Raw genomic sequence first — 2,230 nt, forward strand, 5'->3', positions numbered from 1 at the left:
TAATTTGCTGTTCAGCCTGTTGCAGTACCAGTAATTTCATCACATCAACCCCTGCGTCGTTGCTTATCAGGCTTTGACAGCAAAAATTGACGAATTACTTAATAAGTAGGCAGGAGCAGTAGAACACTTGGGTCAATTTTGGGTCGGCACAACAGCTATAGGTGGGTCAGGTTTCGATCGGCGCCAGCAGGTGTGCTCATAGAGCTGTGCAGGTAAGTTAAAAAACGATATTATTGCCATATTCGACATTTTGGAATATGCATGGCTTCTATTCGCTCCTACGATTCACTCCCCTGCATTATTAGCGGAGTTATATTTGCATTACTGTCTGTAACAGCATGCTCAAGCATACCTACTGATATAAGGCCGATTACTGCAAGTGCACATGCGGTGACCGAAGATCATCTTTTAGTCAATGACGTTCGAAAATATAGGCAGGAGAAGATTATGCACCTCGCATCGCCTTCACTGTGCACTCCTCAAAATAAACGGACAGCATTTTTTTTAACGCTATCCGGCGGTGGTAGTCGCGCAGCGTATTTTGCCGCAAGCGTTCTCCACGAGCTCGACAAGCTTGGTGGCGATCCAATCAGCGACAAAATAGATGGAATCTTTTCGGTCTCCGGCGGTAGCATTGCAGCTGCATTGTATGGCGTCAGCACTGACCAGCCGAAGGCGGGTTCAGCGCAAAGTGACCGCCCTATCTGGTCCGAAAATTTGACCGACAACGTATTGACACAACACTTGGGCCGCACAATGGCGGGGCAGTTACTTAACCCGGTAAAACTAGGTAGTTATCTATTTTCAGACTTATCCCGCACTGATTTACTTCAGAGCGCCATTGAAAAAGAGGTGTTTCTCAATACGGGCACCCCGCTGACTTTTCAGTCGCTTAATCCAAATCGTCCACCGATTTATATCGTTTCTACGATTGCTACAACGCAGAGTTCAAGCTGGCCGGATCCGCGGCCCTTCGGTTCATTGTTTCTATTCGCACAGCCGGACATGATCAAGCTTGGGGTTGATCTCGATTCCGTCTCCCTGTCGCAAGCGGTCACAGCTTCTGCCGCGTTTCCTGGCCTCTTGTCCCCGGTTTCTCTGCCGCGTTATCGTTTAAGCCAGCATGAAGCTGAACTTGGAATTCCGAGATACGTGCATCTAATTGATGGTGGCAACGCGGACAATTTAGGCTTACTGGGGGTAAAGCGGATTTTGCTTGAAAACGATTATCGTATTCTTCGCGACTGCGAGAATATTGTCGTACTAGCGGTCGATGCATTTGGGATTCAAGGAGTAAACCATGACGACCGCGCCCGTGAAAAATCGCCAGTCGGATGGTTTTTTGACCACAATAGCGCATTGGCCAGTTTTGATGCGTTGCTTGCAGCTAACCGGGTGCGGTTGCTCAGTGAATTCAAGTCAAGGGTCTTTATGCCTCCGGGCAGTGAAGATCTGTGCCGGAAAGATGGGCTACCAGACGACGTTTGCGGCGGCGGGGTGCGTGCTAACTGGACGGAGATAAATCACCTGCTCAAAGAGAAGCTCTATTTTGTTCATCTGAATTTCGACAGCCCGGAAGTTGTCGCGCAAAGAGGCATCACATATTGCAGCAGCGCTTATCCCGATAGCTCAGGCTGTGAAAAAAAGCCAGTAGATGACAGAAAATTCATTCTTGAAAAGCGCGATCTAATCAAAAGAGTGCAATCTATCCCTACCACATTTGGACTAAGTTCAGACGAGGCAGCCGATGTACGTGCCTTTACCTCATTATTAAACCATCCGAATAACGTTTGCTTGCAGCATCTATCAGACGTTGTATCGACTAAGAAACGACATACACATAACTTTTATTCTCGTGCTTCTGCAAGTTGTGATGAAACACCTATCATAAACAGAGGAGAAATACCACCAGCAGCATGCCATATTCGGGGACAAATCGCCGGAGATGTGATCCCTATAGTAAAAAATTCTCAAGCAACGCATGTCGACTTACCTCAGCAGCTTCCTACTATGACGCACGAAGCACGTATCCAATTCTTGTACGATGCCAAAAAGAAACTAATCGAATCCCCAAAATTTCTTGCGGATGCGTGCCATTCCTATCAAGAGTAGCTGCCTATTCTCAACTAAGTAATTCGTCAATTTTTGCTGTCAAAGCCTGATAAGCAACGACGCGGGGGGTGATGTGATGAAATTACTGGTACTGCAACAGGCTGAACGGCAAACATTG

At 47.2% G+C, this 2,230-nt stretch carries 1 protein-coding gene; it reads left to right on the plus strand.

The window, feature by feature from the left end; all coding sequences use genetic code 11:
- The first annotated feature begins 261 nt into the window (after positions 1-261).
- A complete protein-coding gene (locus tag SJI03_RS28680; RefSeq protein WP_322429438.1) occupies positions 262-2,112 on the plus strand; it encodes a patatin-like phospholipase family protein in 1,851 nt (616 codons plus the stop codon).
- The last annotated feature ends 118 nt before the right edge of the window (positions 2,113-2,230 follow it).

The sequence above is a fragment of the Janthinobacterium sp. GMG1 genome, assembly GCF_034427795.1.
In the GTDB taxonomy this organism is placed as follows: Bacteria; Pseudomonadota; Gammaproteobacteria; order Burkholderiales; family Burkholderiaceae_D; genus Janthinobacterium.